At 39.9% G+C, this 15,108-nt stretch carries 13 protein-coding genes and 1 CRISPR repeat array; of the genes, 7 read left to right on the top strand and 6 right to left on the bottom strand.

The genetic code is table 11. From position 1 onward, the window contains the following. Positions 1-2: 2 nt before the first annotated feature. Positions 3-1,489: direct repeats of the CRISPR family, unit length 32 nt; unit sequence GTCGCACCCCATGCGGGTGCGTGGATTGAAAC. A gap of 43 nt (positions 1,490-1,532) precedes the next feature. Next, complete coding sequence (locus tag V6C27_05260) at positions 1,533-3,047, bottom strand: PLP-dependent aminotransferase family protein (GenBank protein MEG6615835.1); 1,515 nt, start codon at positions 3,045-3,047, stop codon at positions 1,533-1,535. 119 nt (positions 3,048-3,166) lie between these two features. Here V6C27_05260 and V6C27_05265 point away from each other — a divergent pair, with 119 nt between their 5' ends. The 3 genes from V6C27_05265 to V6C27_05275 are packed head-to-tail and all read left to right on the top strand — an operon-like array spanning position 3,167 to position 5,069. Continuing rightward, positions 3,167-3,904: an AzlC family ABC transporter permease gene (locus tag V6C27_05265; protein ID MEG6615836.1), complete on the top strand. Its 738-nt coding sequence runs from the start codon at positions 3,167-3,169 to the stop codon at positions 3,902-3,904. Next, the gene (locus V6C27_05270) at positions 3,888-4,217 is read left to right on the top strand and encodes an AzlD domain-containing protein (GenBank protein ID MEG6615837.1); all 330 of its coding nucleotides are present in this window, start codon (positions 3,888-3,890) and stop codon (positions 4,215-4,217) included. Before V6C27_05265 ends, V6C27_05270 begins: the two co-directional genes overlap by 17 nt. A gap of 27 nt (positions 4,218-4,244) precedes the next feature. Continuing rightward, positions 4,245-5,069, top strand: coding sequence for a transcriptional regulator (locus V6C27_05275; protein MEG6615838.1), 825 nt, complete (start codon positions 4,245-4,247; stop codon positions 5,067-5,069). 16 nt (positions 5,070-5,085) lie between these two features. Here the strand turns inward: V6C27_05275 and V6C27_05280 are convergent, their stop codons facing one another. Both V6C27_05280 and V6C27_05285 read right to left on the bottom strand, forming a co-directional pair. After that, positions 5,086-6,450, bottom strand: coding sequence for an RsmB/NOP family class I SAM-dependent RNA methyltransferase (locus tag V6C27_05280; GenBank protein MEG6615839.1), 1,365 nt, complete (start codon positions 6,448-6,450; stop codon positions 5,086-5,088). 43 nt (positions 6,451-6,493) lie between these two features. Further along, positions 6,494-6,865: a DnaJ family domain-containing protein gene (locus V6C27_05285; GenBank protein ID MEG6615840.1), complete on the bottom strand. Its 372-nt coding sequence runs from the start codon at positions 6,863-6,865 to the stop codon at positions 6,494-6,496. A 213-nt stretch (positions 6,866-7,078) separates the two neighbouring features. On the opposite strand from V6C27_05285, the gene V6C27_05290 reads away from it, so the two are divergent. Continuing rightward, on the top strand, positions 7,079-7,201 hold the full coding sequence (locus tag V6C27_05290) for a hypothetical protein (protein ID MEG6615841.1): 123 nt from the start codon (positions 7,079-7,081) through the stop codon (positions 7,199-7,201). 64 nt (positions 7,202-7,265) lie between these two features. Here V6C27_05290 and V6C27_05295 read toward each other — a convergent pair whose 3' ends face one another. Together V6C27_05295 and V6C27_05300 are read right to left on the bottom strand one after the other, a co-directional pair. Continuing rightward, the gene (locus V6C27_05295) at positions 7,266-7,988 is read right to left on the bottom strand and encodes a lysophospholipid acyltransferase family protein (protein MEG6615842.1); all 723 of its coding nucleotides are present in this window, start codon (positions 7,986-7,988) and stop codon (positions 7,266-7,268) included. A 78-nt stretch (positions 7,989-8,066) separates the two neighbouring features. After that, a complete protein-coding gene (locus tag V6C27_05300) occupies positions 8,067-8,810 on the bottom strand; it encodes a YkgJ family cysteine cluster protein (GenBank protein MEG6615843.1) in 744 nt (247 codons plus the stop codon). Between the two features lie 167 nt (positions 8,811-8,977). On the opposite strand from V6C27_05300, the gene V6C27_05305 reads away from it, so the two are divergent. Both V6C27_05305 and V6C27_05310 read left to right on the top strand, forming a co-directional pair. After that, a complete protein-coding gene (locus tag V6C27_05305; GenBank protein MEG6615844.1) occupies positions 8,978-10,666 on the top strand; it encodes a Na/Pi cotransporter family protein in 1,689 nt (562 codons plus the stop codon). Between the two features lie 99 nt (positions 10,667-10,765). Then, positions 10,766-11,320 carry a PsbP-related protein gene (locus V6C27_05310; protein MEG6615845.1) on the top strand — a complete coding sequence of 185 codons (555 nt, stop codon included), beginning with the start codon at positions 10,766-10,768 and terminating at the stop codon, positions 11,318-11,320. A gap of 71 nt (positions 11,321-11,391) precedes the next feature. On the opposite strand, the gene V6C27_05315 is transcribed toward V6C27_05310, so the two are convergent. Next, positions 11,392-13,383 (bottom strand): S-layer homology domain-containing protein, encoded by a 1,992-nt coding sequence (locus V6C27_05315; protein MEG6615846.1) that lies wholly within the window; start codon positions 13,381-13,383, stop codon positions 11,392-11,394. A gap of 176 nt (positions 13,384-13,559) precedes the next feature. Here V6C27_05315 and V6C27_05320 point away from each other — a divergent pair, with 176 nt between their 5' ends. Beyond that, positions 13,560-15,032: an S-layer homology domain-containing protein gene (locus tag V6C27_05320; GenBank protein ID MEG6615847.1), complete on the top strand. Its 1,473-nt coding sequence runs from the start codon at positions 13,560-13,562 to the stop codon at positions 15,030-15,032. Positions 15,033-15,108: the final 76 nt, after the last annotated feature.

The following is a 15,108-nucleotide window of genomic DNA, read 5'->3' on the forward strand; positions in this document are numbered from 1 at the left end:
CTGTCGCACCCCATGCGGGTGCGTGGATTGAAACCCGCTACCGATTGAGGCGGACAAAGAAGTAGGCTGTCGCACCCCATGCGGGTGCGTGGATTGAAACTTCTACCTGCATGTCAGTCGATACGCGGCGATACAGTCGCACCCCATGCGGGTGCGTGGATTGAAACTGTTAATTCTGCGCTTGTTAATCCATCAATATAGTCGCACCCCATGCGGGTGCGTGGATTGAAACCAACTAGGATTCCAATTGCCGTAACAACTGCAGGTCGCACCCCATGCGGGTGCGTGGATTGAAACATAGAGAGCTTTGTAGTCAGTTTCTGGTACCGGGTCGCACCCCATGCGGGTGCGTGGATTGAAACGTGGAAGTGGCCGGCCGTTTTACAGCTGCTAGGGTCGCACCCCATGCGGGTGCGTGGATTGAAACACCGAAACGGCAGGACACCAGCTTAAATATAACTGTCGCACCCCATGCGGGTGCGTGGATTGAAACCATTTATTAAAGGCCGGGCTAAGACCTTCGAAGAACGTCGCACCCCATGCGGGTGCGTGGATTGAAACCAGCATTATAAGGTTTAGCTGCCCGCCGGTTACGTCGCACCCCATGCGGGTGCGTGGATTGAAACTATTGTATTAAGACAAATAACTACCTATAATAGTGTCGCACCCCATGCGGGTGCGTGGATTGAAACAAGTGTAGTGTCCTGTACTGTCCCGCTAGAAGCTTGTCGCACCCCATGCGGGTGCGTGGATTGAAACATGCTTAGCCTGGTTAATAAAACATTCGGTCGTGTCGCACCCCATGCGGGTGCGTGGATTGAAACACTAGCTATGTGCGCCAATTGTTGCTCTACAGTGGTCGCACCCCATGCGGGTGCGTGGATTGAAACATCAGGTACCCTGGTTTCGTCTAGTATATAAACGTCGCACCCCATGCGGGTGCGTGGATTGAAACACACACAATCACAATTCAAGTCAGTGATAATGATGGTCGCACCCCATGCGGGTGCGTGGATTGAAACACCTGTACTGATAGTTCTAGTTATTGGTACATGACCGTCGCACCCCATGCGGGTGCGTGGATTGAAACCACCGCCACCGGATCTGACAGTATCTGAATGGGCGTCGCACCCCATGCGGGTGCGTGGATTGAAACTCGGTTATTGTCATTTGTTGCGTATATACTAGAGCGTCGCACCCCATGCGGGTGCGTGGATTGAAACACCAGTGTTTTTATTTAAGTGGTAGCATATCCAGTCGCACCCCATGCGGGTGCGTGGATTGAAACTGATATACTTCTTAGACCAAACACTCAGCCAGGATTGTCGCACCCCATGCGGGTGCGTGGATTGAAACACTCACAAATCGTAGCGGTACCATAGTGTTACCGTCGCACCCCATGCGGGTGCGTGGATTGAAACTCTCCCAAAGTATGTCCAAGGTGCTCATGTTCTCAAGTCGCACCCCATGTGGGGAAAGAATATCTTTGAAAACGTCAACATAGTTTTGTTTGGGTTTACTAGAAGCTGAAGTCATACAATCGGCCTTGTAACCCTGATGGAGTTTTGCTTTTGATAACTTTTGTTAACGGTCTCAAAGGCGCAGTAAAGTCTTTCTATACCCTCTATCAATATATTTTCCGGATGTGTTGCGAAACTTAGGCGGAATTCCTTGTTTTCATTGGGAAGTGTGTAAAAGGCTTCGCCGGGAACAAAGAAGACGCCTTTTTTTATTGCTTGCTGTAATAGCTTGGAGGTAGTCATAAAGTTTTCTAGTCTGCACCAAATATAAAAGCCACCCTCTGGCACTGTAAACTGCAGCTGGTTACCAAAGTGGTCTTTAATGGCGGTAATCATAGCATCTCTTCTTTTTTTATACTCTTGCCTTACAAGTGAAAGGTGGTCTTCTAAAAGTCCAGCATCTAGATACAATTGAATCAGTAGTTGTGAAAAGTTGCTGCTGTGAAGATCAATATACTGTTTTTCTAAAGCCAGGCGCTGAATTAAAGCCGGGTGTCCGGCAATATAACCCAGACGCAGACCGGGAGAAAGGATTTTTGAAAAGGTTCCCATATATATAACCACGTCATAATTGTCCAAAGACTTAAGGGCTAATGGGGGTTTTTCACCATAGTATAAATCTCCATAGGGGTCATCCTCAACAACAACTAAACGGTGCCGAGACGCCAAATTTAACAATTGGTGTCGGTCATACTCAGATAAAACACTGCCAGTGGGATTTTGAAAGGTAGGGATTGTATAAAACATTTTGGGGCGGTAGCGGATTAAGTAATCTTCCAAAATCTCCAATGGAAAGCTGTCTGCAACCGGCAACACTAATATTTTGGCACCAATTGCTTGAAAAATTTGAATGGCACCGATATAAGTTGGTGATTCCACAATGACATAATCACCAGGTTCTAACATAACCTTGCTAATTAAATATAATCCTTGTTGTGATCCTGAAAGGATCATTGTTTTGTCCCAGGTGCTATTAATACCTTTTGTTTTGAGCAAACTGGCAATTGAATGGCGTAATGGTGTATAGCCTTCGGTGGGAATATAACCAAAATCCGAAAGGTCCACTTGATCTATGTGTTTGGCCAGTAGGTTCTTAAAAGTGTTAATAGGATATAAAGTTGGGTCAGGCATACCGGTGGCTAAGGATATTAATTCACCAGAGCCAGTGGTTGATACCATTTCTTTTAATATTGAGGACATGGGATTTTGGGGGTAAGGAACAAATAATTGAGACCACGGTACCCGGGGTGAGATGCTATGGTTTGCAGTAATATCATTAACATAGGTTCCACTGCCCACTTTAGTAACTACTAATTCCTGTTGTTCTAACCACCGATAAGCATTTATTGCGGTGGTTCGACTAATGTTAAAAAGGGAAACAAGCTCGCGCTCTGGGGGTAATTTGGTTCCCGGCATCAGCGAGCGATCAATAATTTTATCTTTAATTGATTTTGCAATTTGTAAATATAGTGGCTCTTTACTGGTTGCAGATAATTTGCTGCTATGCAGATATTTGGATATATCCATTTATCAAAAACCCCCTATAATAATAGCCAATTAATTTATTATTATAGAAATTGGATATTTACGATATTTTTCCTGCAGGGTAATATGTTAAAAACAATAATTAGTTGGGTGGTTAGCAAATGAATCAAGTTAGATTATCTTTGGCAACTGATGAATGTTCAAAAATGTTAGAAGTGCGCCAGTCAATTCGAGATACTATACCGGTAATGTTGGGAGTAATACCCTTTGGAATTACCTGTGGCATTATGGGCAATACCGCTGGATTAACTAATCTAGAGACCATAATGATGTCTTTACTAGTGTTTGCCGGAGCATCGCAATTTGTTGCTATTACAATGTTGAGTGCGGGTATTACCGGTTGGGGCATTATTATTTTAACTACGTTGTTAATAAATTTAAGACACTTAATCATGGGAGCCTCTTTAGCACCTTATATGATGAAATTGCCCGTTCGCTTACAGGCTATATTGTCCTTCGGTTTGGTGGATGAATCCTATGCCCTTACAGCCAGTCGGATTAATAGTTCTGGTTATAGTGCCTATTATCAACTTGCTTGCAGTGTAGTTCTATACATAGCCTGGGCAATAAGCACCACTATTGGTGTGATAGCTGGAAGCTATATTAATGATCCCCTTCAGTGGGGGTTAGATATTGCCATGCCGGCTACTTTTTTAGTTTTATTGATGCCGCGCCTAGTGGATAAACAAAGTGTAGTTGTGTGTGTTATTGCTGCCGTTACTGCTGTTTTGGGGGCGCTGTATTTGCCTGGAAAATGGTATATCATTTTAGCATGCCTTTTGGGCACTGTTATAGGTGGTATGATGGAGAGGGGAGAGGCTAATGACCATGCGGAGTGAAGTGTTATTAATTATACTTGGTATGGCTGCGGTAACATACTTTACTAGGTTTGGTTGTTTAGTATTGTTTCGTTATACCGGGATACCGGCAGGTTTAAATAGGTGGCTAAAGCACATTCCCACAGCGATATTAACAGCTTTAATTGTGCCCAGTTTGTTGTTGCCAAAGGGCTACTTGGATATAACCATTCATAACCATTACTTGATAGCCGGTATTCTAGCTGCTTTAATTGCCTATAAGAGTAGAAGCATTACTGCAACGGTAGGACTAGGCATAATGGCTATGGTATCATTAAACTGGTTGTTTAATTAAATTGTATAGAATACAGGGGGTGCTAAGATGATAAATAAACATAATATTGCCATATTTTTGGGTGTGTTATTGATGATGGCCGCGGTTAGCTTTTTTTCAACCGTTGGCACTGACAGTGTGGTTAAAGGTCAGTTTGCAATTAATAATATAGATAACGCTGTGGGAGAGGCCATTAAGGATCAGGGAAATGGCTATGCCGATGGTGAGTGTATTGCCGAAGGCCATATCATTCTGGACATAGAAGATAAGGGTGAATGGGTTAAAGTTTATACAATCTCCAGTGTGGGCTGGTTTGGCTTTGAAAACGGTGTCTTTACTAAGATCAGTGGCAGTGGGGCAATTCCAACAGTGATCACATTTTCTATAAACAAAGATGGTGAATACTCATTGCATGAATATAAAGTGCCTATGGATGGAGCGGGTTATTTAGAATCAATCAAAAAGATGTTTCCCCGTAAACTACACAATAGTGTACTTAATGCCCAGGATTATTATGCAGATCTAGCAAAGCAGCAGGAAGCCCAGGCAACAGAGTACTTAAAAGTTATCGGCAGAACAGCCAAGGTTAGTGCAGATCATGTGGAAAAGCAATTGGCAAATATTAATGTAGAAGCTTCCAATAAGCTATTTGCAGAGTTTACTAAGTATGATTCGCTACTTAATAATTGTCCCTATTGGTTGGGAACTAAAGAAATGGTTGAGAACGGAGTTAGATATATTTATGAAACGGCACAGCGTAAATCAGAGGATGGTTATGATATTATTACTTTTAAAAAATCCAAAGAAGATGGAACCGTTGTGGAGGAAAGGTGCTATAAAATAGTGGGGAATGAAATCCAACTTATAAAATAAGGCTTACAATAAGGGGTTAACCCTTACGCAAGCCTTTGGGATAAAAGTTTTTTACCGTTCCCTTTACCTCTTTGCCCCAGCCAAGGCTAAAGCCTGCCATTGTCACCACTATCCAACCTCTGTCGTCGTCGGCTGGCAGGGTTTCACCCTTTATATATTTTTTCCACAAGTCTTCCTCCATTGAAAGATCAAAAGTATTTTTAATCTCCTGTTGCTTTAAGGCCATAGCCAATGCATGGTTTGGTTCAAAGCGATTTTTCTTTAATGTGCCCAAGTGCAGGCCACTGCGGACAATTTTTAACCCGACTAACGGTGGACAATCGTTGGGCAAAGCATAAAGTTGATCTTTAAAGGCAATAATTGGTTGGTCAATGGTTATATTTAAAAACTTAGTCTCAAATTCTTGGTAGAATTTTATTTGCTCTTTAGTGGCATTGGCTGTGGCTGGTTTTCCCTGCCATGTGGGGGTTGCGCCGGTTTTGAGCATTTTAGCCACAAAATGACCTTCACCCTTTAGCCTATGGGGCCACAGCCGTGCTGTATTAACAATTGTTTCGGTATGGTGTTTTGTCCATTGAACCATTCCTGGTTCAATGCCAAAATTTTTCTCTATTGGTAACAACTTAAAATCTGGGTGCCTTTCTAAGAAGGCTTCAATACTTTGCTCGTTTTCCTCAGGAGAAAATGTGCAAGTAGAATAAACCAAAATACCGCCTTCTTTTAGCATTAGGTAAGCAGATTCTAAAATATCCCTTTGCATGCTGGCGCAGTGACTGACATAGTCACAGTTCCAGTACTGCATGGCTTCTGGGTCCTTGCGGAACATACCCTCTCCAGAGCAGGGGGCATCCACTAGGATTTTGTCAAAGTACCCCGGAAATTTAACAGCTAACCGTTCAGGGGATTCGTTGGTGACAACGCAGTTGGTAACTCCTAAACGTTCAATGTTTTCTGAAAGGGCCTTTACCCTTTTAGGGTGAATTTCGTTTGATATTAGTAACCCACTGTTGTTCATTAAAGCGGCTAAATGGGTTGATTTGCCTCCTGGGGCGGCACATAGATCTAGCACCTTTTCATCGGATTTAGGAGCCACCACCTCAGCCACTAGCATAGCACTTGGTTCTTGAATATAATATAATCCGGCATGATGAAAGGGGTGTTTGCCTGGTTGATCCTCAGCGTGATAATAAAAACCAGTGGGGCAGAAGGGTACCGATTCGAGGTCCCAGGGGGCTATGTTAAGGAACTTATCTTTGAAGATTTTCAGCGGGTTAATTCGTAAACCGCTAACCTTCCCCTCTTTATATGATGAAAAAAATTTTTCTGCATCCTGTTGCAACAGATCATTTATTTTATTTACAAAGTCCAGTGGTAAGTTCACCAATTGTGCTCCTTTCAGAGAATATCTCTCATGGTTATATTAATTATTTATCTTCTAGCTTGTCATAAATCTTATCTTTATAATAATCAATGTTACAGTTTATTTGTCTCTTTTCCATTAACATATTAAACCGCAATACCTTTTCATTTAATCTTTTCTTTAGGCCATTCTTTTTTTCGTTATCATAACAGCAGTTAATGAGATCTTGCAGCGTTACTATATCTTTTTTTAATTGAATTTCTTCCGGCAAAACATTGGAGTTTTTTAGTATTTTATAGCCAGCTCGTAAATCTGCGGGTACATGGGATAAGTCTTCTAATATTAATGGTTGGCCTTTATTGGGCAGGTTGTCTAACTCACCTTTTTCCATCGCTTCACGAATTTTACTTTCCGCAATCATGGTAATTACGTCCACTTTAAATCACCTTCCAATTACTAATAAATATTCATTTGTTATGGACTAATTCCTCCTTAGTTTCGCTCAGTATAGTTATTATTTGTTATTAAGAAAATTTAGATTTCACTCAAAATTACTAATCGTGGAACTTTGGGTGAAAGTATTTACTTTCACAAGCCTAAGTAATATTATAAGTTTAATAAATAACTGATTAATCAAGGGGGTTATATTATGAATAAAAAGGGACTTTGGTATCCGATACAAACACTGCCACTGAAAAAAGAGCTTAATGCTAAGGACGACAACAAAACGGGAAAATGGTATCCCATACAAACCCTAGGTTCTAAGAAGTGATTATTATACAGATACCTCCTCTATAAATTACAGCCTTGGCAGATGCCAAGGCTGTAATTTTAGATTAAAGATCATGTTGTAAATTAGCAGCAATTTTATCTCTTATTATTGTAGATAAACCAGCTTGCTCCTCTTTGGATAGATTATATACATAAATTGGTTCACCAACCACAATTTTTACATGGGTTGGTTTCATAATGAAACCGTTTTGTTCTAAAATTTTATAAGAACCATTTATTGTTACTGGAACAATGGGCACTTGAGACTTCAGGGCTAGTTTCATGCTACCGGGCTTAAACTGTCCCATGGTGGGCCCTTTGCTTCTTGTTCCTTCGGGAAATAGTACCATGCTTTTACCATTTTTTAAGTGCTCAATCCCTTTTTGAATTGCTTTCATCGATTGGCGAACGTTACTGCGATCCATAAAAACGCAATTTATTTTATCCATCCAGAGGTTAACAATGGGTAATTTTTTCAATTCAACCTTGGCAATAAAACCTTTGGGTTTATTTATGTAACCAATTAATAAAGGAATATCGAAATTTCCCTGATGGTTGCTGATAAATAACACGTTGCGTTGGGGTATGTTCTCCAGGCCATGAATTTCTACTGTTGAACCTGTCAATTTAATTAATGATTTGGCCCAATGGGTGGCAATTTTTGTAGTCCTTTGTTCAGCCAGTTGATACTGGTTGGTTTTTATTAATCGGTTAACCCTTAACAGCGGTCCCAAAGAGTAGAGCATGTATAACACAAAATAAATAAACCAGATTACTGTGCGAAACATCCAATCAACTCCTTAAGCAGATAATTGTATTTTATCATAAAAAAACCTCCTTCAGCGAAGGAGGCGTTCACATTTTTATTAAAATTCGTAACTGCTGGCTTTGGTCACTATTGGGGCCAACAGTTCTTTAGTGCCTTGATCGGCAAATTCTTTCATAATTTTTAGCTTCCGTGCCCTTGAACCATCGCCCAAAACGGTATTCATCAAGTGAACGGGATAGGGCAACATGGTGCCTTCACTATCAACTAATTGTTCTGGAAAAAATCTAGCGTCAAGCTTACCCACTTGGCTGGCAACACCTGCCAAGGTGTCCTTTTTAATTCGTTTTCTGGTTTGGTTTCGTACGTTACCGCACCATGGCAAAACTCCATTGGCAATTTCTTCCGGGACCTTAATTTGATAATCGTCCCACAGTTTTTGGGCCAGAAGATTTAAGCCACGGTTGCGGTCGCCTATTTCAAATTCTTTTTTGCTTACTAAACCGTAAAAACGGCAGGTTAAAGGACGCACCTCATATATCATGCATTTATTGTCTTGTCCAATAAAGGGGCATGTTTGATTTTGGTCTACCAGTTCTAAATAAAAATATTCTGCAGAGCGGGTTAAAAATTCTGACCAATAATCTTTTAAATTGTCCCGAACATATTTGTACATATTTAAATATTCTATGAAAAAGGCCGGTGGACTGCCCCAATTACAACAGGAGGCACAATTTTTACAAGAGGTTTTAGGCAGTTGATCGTATGTTTTTTGCAATTCGGTAAATAAATTGTTTTGTTCAGCTACTCTGAGGGCGTTGTAAAGTTCTATTGTAGGTAGCATTGGTTTCAGCTCCTTTGTTAATATTTTCACTTGCCTTCATTATAACAAATAATACTAATAATGGCGATGGTTTCGGATGAGAATTGTTTTGTTTAGTATTGTTGGATTTAGTGAAATACATTACAATATACTATATCAACCTGGGTAGGAAAGAGGGGTGACATTTAATGTGGGGAAATATTGCCCTTAACTTGGTTGGCGGCATGGGCCTGTTGCTCTATGGTATGTACATTATGAGTGAAGGCCTACAAAAAATAGCAGGACTAAAACTGCGGACAGTATTAAGCACATTAACTCAAAACAGGTTAGTTGGTTTATTAATTGGTGCCATTGTGACTATTATATTTCAAAGTAGTACAGCAACCACTGTTATTTTAGTGGGTTTGACCAGTGCTTCTATTATTTCATTGCGACAAACATTACCAGTGATTCTTGGCTCAGATATCGGCACTACGGTAACAGCCCAGTTAATTGCGTTAAAGGTGACGGAGATTGCCTTGCCCATTGTTGGTATTGGTGCAACCATAATTTTCTTTTGTAAACGGGAAAAGTACAAAAGAATTGGTCAGGTATTAATTGGCTTTGGTTTGTTGTTTTTAGGTCTGAAAATTATGTCAGATACAATGTACCCGCTACGGGATGATCCTTTCTTTAAAGATATGTTAATGCAAATGAGTAATTGGCCACTGTTGGCAATGGTGCTGGCAGCTATTTTTACCTTTTTAATGCACAGCAGCGCCGCCACCATTGGTATCATTATGGTTTTGGCCATGCAGGGTTTAGTGTCGATACACTCAGCAGTTTATCTATTGTTTGGTGCCAATATCGGTACATCTTTTACTGCAGTACTCTCCAGCTTAGGCTCTACCAGAGAAGCCCAGCGGGTGGCTTTGGCCCACTTTATGTTTAAATTTGCCGGTGTATTGTTATTTTTACCCTTTGTGAGCTTATTTGCAGATTTGGTTACATGGATTACCCCTAATTCTCCGGGCTTTCAAGTGGCCAACGTGCACACAATTTTTAATATCAGTGTGGCGCTGATCTTTTTACCGTTCACTGCCAAATTTGCTAAGTTGCTGGAGTTTATTGTGCCAGAAAAACAAACAACTTCCCAGGAAATCAGGCCAAAGTACTTGGATGAGTCATTAATAACAACTCCATCAATAGCCATTGGTATGGCCCAGAAAGAAATAATGCGCATCACCGATCTAGTTACGGATATGGTAATGCGGTGTGACAATTTATTTAAGCAGTATACCGAAACCTTAGCCGAAGAGGTGTTAGATAAAGAGGACAAGGTAGATATGTTATCTGAGGCCACCAATGTTTATCTTACAAAATTAATGCGTCAACCGCTATCTAAAGAAGAATTTAACCAATGTATGGGTTTTGTCAACATTGTTAAAGATTACGAGCATATTGGTGATGTGATTGAGAAAAACATTATTTACTTGGCTGAAAGCAAGCATGCAAACAATAGCGAATTCTCACCGGATGGTCATCGCGAGATCACCGTCATGTTGCATAAATTGATTGAGATGTTACAGGTGGTAAATACAGCCATTGTTACTAACAATTGTTACTTAACAGAGCGGGCTAAAGAGCTGCACGAGGAAATTGTGGACATGGAATTTAGATTTAGAATGAGCCACTTTGCCAGGATGCAAATGGGTGGTAAAGAGAGTGAAAACACCAGCTCGATTTTTCTAGATTTAATTAACTCTTACCTAAGGATTGCTGATCACTTAAACAATGTAACCATTTCCCTTGCCGATGAAGTATCTTGTACTTGGCAAGATGAGGTAGAACTTATCTATGGTCCCAACAGTTGTCCAGTTAAACAACCTGAAGATTAAATTAGTTTTAAAAGGGCTGTTGCAAAACTTTGCAACAGCCCCTTTTCTTTGTACTTTTAACCAAGTCGTTGTCATAGTTTTTTACTGGAGGGATGAATTTTGATAAAAAGGTATAGTAGCGTATGCTTATTAATTTTGTTACTGGGTGGATTCCTTTGGTACTATCATTCACATAGCGCTTTAACAACCACAGCATACTATAATCTTTCCTTTACAAACCAAGAGCAATACAGTGATCACATGGTGGAGTTTACTTATCCTGCCAACTGGCAACTGGAACAGCAAAGGGTTGACGGGGATGAAATTTTGCATCATGTCAGTTATCGTGAACTTAATAAGCAGGTGATGGGGTATGTACAGGTATGGGCGGCAATAAAACCGCTGCCGCAATTTTTGCAAGAGAGTCGCCATAGCCCTGCTGACACCACAGACTACATTGATTTTTCAATGAAACAGTTAAAGGACAACCAATATCAAGGCTATTTGCTAGCTTACCAAAGAGATGGGGTGCAAAATAGTTTTGTGGCCCGCGAGTATTTTTTTGAGCATAACCAGCGAATTTATCGAATCAGTTTATTTGTGGCTAAAGATGCTTGGGGCGATTATTATCAACAGGTATTTGATCAAATGATTACATCTTTTAAAATCTATTAAGTTTTATATTAGTTTCCTATCTTTGATTAAAAAAATGGCTGTTGCGAAAAGCAACAGCCATTTTTAGTTCATTATTTATTGGTTACAATGATGTCTTCAACTACACCATCTTCCAGTTCCAGAATCACATCCCATCCCTTTTTAAGGTCATCGAAATCTAAATCGTCATCGTCTTCTTCATCATCGATGTTTACCTTTTTATCTACGTCAAAGGTAAACTTGTTACCACTGGCTTGTTTGATGGTAATTTCTAAATCGTCATCGTCGATGCTGTAAATTTCACCCGGAACTTCAATGCCGTCATAATCCTCGATCACTTCGATGGCCATAACTTCACCATCATGTATATATACCTTAACTTTACTACCAATGATATATTGGTCAATGTCGATGTCCAAATCGTAGTAATCACGATCCACTTTAATCTCATCGTCATCCAAGTCGTCTATAATGCCTTCTTTAACTTTCGCCAGTAGTATTTTTTCTACTCGCTCTTTTTTATCAAGGTAAAGTATAACCTCGTCGCGATCACTTTGGTCTAATTCGTAAAATTCCATTCTCTTGCCATCTTCATCATATACGTCCACATCTTCATCAACTTCATATTCAACCCGGTCACCGTAAACATTTAGTATTTCCAGCTCCCAGTCATCTTCATCTTTTTTGTTGTTGGACAATTTGTAAATGGTGCCGGTGATGGCACCGATTTTTTCACTTAGTAATTTAATTTTAAGTGCATCTTTGTCGGTATAGGTTACTTCAACGGTATAACCTATTTTTAAATCATCATAATCAATGGCATCGTCGTCTTCGTCTACCACTTTAATGGTATCTTCATCTACGTCAAAGTCTTTATCTGTTGAAATGCTTCTGGCCACGGTAATTTCATCATCATCTATGTCAATAATTGTGCCAGTATAGGTACTGATATCTTCCATAACTTCATATTTTGTTACCACGTTACCTTTTAATTTTAAGGTTACAAAATCGTCTTTAGTTATTTTCAATAACGAAATGTCATTTGATAACTCATACTTTTTAGTTTTGCCGTCTAAAGTTTTGATTTCAATTTGATTGGTGGTTAAGTCCTTAACATAGCCCACCACCTCTGAAACTTTATTATCATTTGTTTGATCGTTACTACCGGTGCTAGGGGCAGGGATATTATTGCCACTGTTAACTATGTTGCTGATGGTTTTAATGTAAGTGACTTTGTTGTTGTTGTCTAGATAAATCCGCACCGGATCAGTTGTTTTTATATCTGAAAGCGATGCAATGGCATCACCTTTATAAACCGGTGTATCGTCATTAAGTGGATAGGTATAGGTTAAGCCACCGTTCCCTTTGCGGACGATAATTTGCTTATAATTGGTCTCCACATCGGTAATGTACCCTTCAATTTTTTTATTGGGATTTGGGTTGGCTATACCTTGATCAACCATTCTGCTAAATACCGCAGCCAACTCTGAACGTTTTACCGGTGATTGTGGGTCAAAGGTGGTTGCAGTTCTGCCAGTCATAATGCCTTTTTCATAAACACCGGCAATATAGCTTAACAAACCCGGTGTAATTTCATTTTTATCGGTAAAGGGTAATTTGCTTTCATTGCCTCTGATATTAAATGCAATGGCTACTAAACTGGCCACTTCCTGCCGGGTGGCATTTGCTTTCGGTCCAAAAACCTTTAAACCATCGGCCAATAACCAACCTTCATCCACTGCCACAGCTAAATGCTTTTTCTGTGTTTCATCGGTGATTTCCGGTGGAAATGTATAGTTGCAGGAACTTAAGTCATAGGAGTTCACTTTACTTTCCAAGTTCTTAACCCTTACCAACATAAAAATTGTATGCAAGCGCGAGATGGAGTCATTTGGTTTAAAGGAGCCATCTGGATAACCACCAATAACCCCTGCCGCATTCATTTCTTCGATGCTTTGCCGTGCCCAATGATTTTCAGTTATATCGTTAAATTTTGGTTCTGATGCCCAAGCGGAGCTGATACTAGTCAGCAACACCAACGATGCTAAAATTATTATCGGTAACCATTTTTTTCTTTTAATCATAATTACCCCCCAGTGAAATTGTGATATTATCTAACTAAAATAATATTAGTCATTATGCATGGAAAATCCTGCGTGATATGGTAAATTTAATATTGGATATTTTGTCTTTAGCAATAAAGAAAAAGAGAAATAAGTCGATTATTAATTATGACAGATTATTTTAGGGGGTAAGTTTGATGTTGTTTTCAAGGAAGACCTTATTAACACTGACATTGTTGTTAGTATTCACTGCTTTTTTTGTACAACCATCATTAGCTGCCATGTTTGATAATGTTGACGCCAATGACATTGATATCAGTCCTGGTTATCAAAGAGACACTGATGATGAGGTAGAGAATGAATTTGTTACCACTGCCAATTTAGTTGATATAGAACTGGATAATGTTACTGCCGATAAAGTCACTTTTAATGGTCAAGCAGCCAAAGAAAAGGGACATGATTGGGAAATCGAAAACTTTGTTTTGAAACCTGGAAATAATGAAATTAGGGTTAGAATTGAAAAAACCGATGACACCACTGGAACCACCGAGAGCAAGGAATTTGTAATCATCATTAAATACATCGATGCCGGTGCTCCAGGAGCAAGTTATGTAGTTAATGACGTCACCGAAGTAACAGAAATAACCGCCTTTGAAGATGAAGTGGTGCTAAATTTAGGTGAGAAAAATGTTATTTTGGACAGAGGTCGTGTAGCGGAGGAACAAAACTTAGAAATTGAGGTCTATGATAGTGAAGTAAGATACCGCCATCCTTATGTGCAGGCCAGCAAGTTATATCGCATAACAGCAGAAGATGATGATTACAAGTTACTAAAGGATGGTACGTTAACACTAAAATATGATGCCGAAAGTTTTGGCCACGGGGTAGAAACCCTTACTGTATTGTGGTTTAAAGATTATTCCGGTGACCCCAACAGATCTGTTTTTCAAAATTTAGGGGGTAAAGTTGATACAGCAAATAAAACCATAACAGTGCCCTTTAGAGAAGATGGGTTTGGCTTTTATGGGGTATACAATGTCACTTCCAGCTTTAACGACATCTACTATGGTGGTCAAAATCGAAATTGGTCTAACACATATATTATGTCATTGTACGCCAAAGGAATTATGAACCCGCTAAATGCACAATCCGGGAGTTTTGGGTTAACCACTTGGAATGGCACTGAGCAGCCAATAACCCAGGGCGAACTGGCCACCATGTTGGCCAAAGCATTAGCTTTGCCGGTAAGTGAATTTAATGAATACAACTATGATTACAACTATGGCAATAACAACCGTTACCTTAATAATATTGATGATAATTATGTGGCTGCAGCGGCCCGACATGGATTGCTGGATGGAATTAACATATCACCGCTTAGTTATGTCAATCGCGAACAGGCGGCGGTTATGATTGCAAGGGCGGCAAATCTTAAATTGTATAATGACCCAGAAACCATTGAACGGATCGCCAGCAAATTGTTTATTGATGCCGATACCATTTCCCCTTGGATGCAGCCATACGTCTACGCTGCTTATCGCGCCAAATACATCAGCAGTATTAAAGCTGCCAATGAAAAGTATCGCTATGTATTTCAGCCCAAACAATATTTGACCAGGACCCAGGCTGCAGAAATGGTATATAAGCTGTTGGAGAACAGAGAGAGCTAAGAGAGGACATTTATAATGTTCTCTTTTTTTACCCATAAATAAGGAGATGGTGGCATATAAATTAGAAACAATACTG

The sequence above is a fragment of the Peptococcaceae bacterium 1198_IL3148 genome (assembly GCA_036763105.1).
Taxonomy (GTDB): Bacteria; Bacillota; Desulfotomaculia; order Desulfotomaculales; family Desulfohalotomaculaceae; genus JBAIYS01.

Coding starts and splice junctions, on each gene's coding strand:
- V6C27_05260 (MEG6615835.1), bottom strand. CDS start 3,047: ATGGATATATCCAAATATCTGCATAGCAGCAAATTATCTGCAACCAGT.
- V6C27_05265 (MEG6615836.1), top strand. CDS start 3,167: ATGAATCAAGTTAGATTATCTTTGGCAACTGATGAATGTTCAAAAATG.
- V6C27_05270 (MEG6615837.1), top strand. CDS start 3,888: ATGACCATGCGGAGTGAAGTGTTATTAATTATACTTGGTATGGCTGCG.
- V6C27_05275 (MEG6615838.1), top strand. CDS start 4,245: ATGATAAATAAACATAATATTGCCATATTTTTGGGTGTGTTATTGATG.
- V6C27_05290 (MEG6615841.1), top strand. CDS start 7,079: ATGAATAAAAAGGGACTTTGGTATCCGATACAAACACTGCCACTGAAA.
- V6C27_05295 (MEG6615842.1), bottom strand. CDS start 7,988: ATGTTTCGCACAGTAATCTGGTTTATTTATTTTGTGTTATACATGCTC.
- V6C27_05300 (MEG6615843.1), bottom strand. CDS start 8,810: ATGCTACCTACAATAGAACTTTACAACGCCCTCAGAGTAGCTGAACAA.
- V6C27_05305 (MEG6615844.1), top strand. CDS start 8,978: ATGTGGGGAAATATTGCCCTTAACTTGGTTGGCGGCATGGGCCTGTTG.
- V6C27_05315 (MEG6615846.1), bottom strand. CDS start 13,383: ATGATTAAAAGAAAAAAATGGTTACCGATAATAATTTTAGCATCGTTG.
- V6C27_05320 (MEG6615847.1), top strand. CDS start 13,560: ATGTTGTTTTCAAGGAAGACCTTATTAACACTGACATTGTTGTTAGTA.